Raw genomic sequence first — 465 nt, forward strand, 5'->3', positions numbered from 1 at the left:
TCAAATTCTCATTAGTGGATTTAGAGTAGAGAACGGATCTTTAAATATCATTCCTATTTTATTTCATCTTAGTTTATTATATTCATTTTCATTTAAACCTACTTAGTTTTTATTCTGGAAAGTAATGTCTCCGTATATTTGCGTATTAATTGGGTTATTTAGTCCTATAATAGATGTTGCAAGTGTGCTTTTTCCACACCCTGATTCTCCAACTATTGCCAAAACTTCATTACGTCTTAAGCTTATATCTACATTGTCAACTGCATTATAATAAACATCTTTTATACGAAAATTGACGGAGAAATTAATTTCCAGAATAAAAACTTAGTAGGTTTAAATGAAAATGAATATAATAAAATAAGAGGAAATAAAATAGGAATGATATTTCAAGATCCTTTATCAGCTCTAAATCCACTAATGAGAATTGGAGAACAAATAGAAGAAGGTTTGTTATATCATACAAAT

The 465-nt window shown here is 27.5% G+C and carries 1 protein-coding gene; it reads right to left on the minus strand.

The features are described from left to right. Window positions 1-102: 102 nt before the first annotated feature. Window positions 103-318: an ATP-binding cassette domain-containing protein gene (locus tag AWT63_RS06120; protein WP_407921936.1), complete on the minus strand. Its 216-nt coding sequence runs from the start codon at window positions 316-318 to the stop codon at window positions 103-105. Window positions 319-465 lie beyond the last annotated feature (147 nt).

Origin of the sequence: Caviibacter abscessus (assembly GCF_001517835.1) — a bacterium.
Lineage (GTDB): Bacteria > Fusobacteriota > Fusobacteriia > Fusobacteriales > Leptotrichiaceae > Caviibacter > Caviibacter abscessus.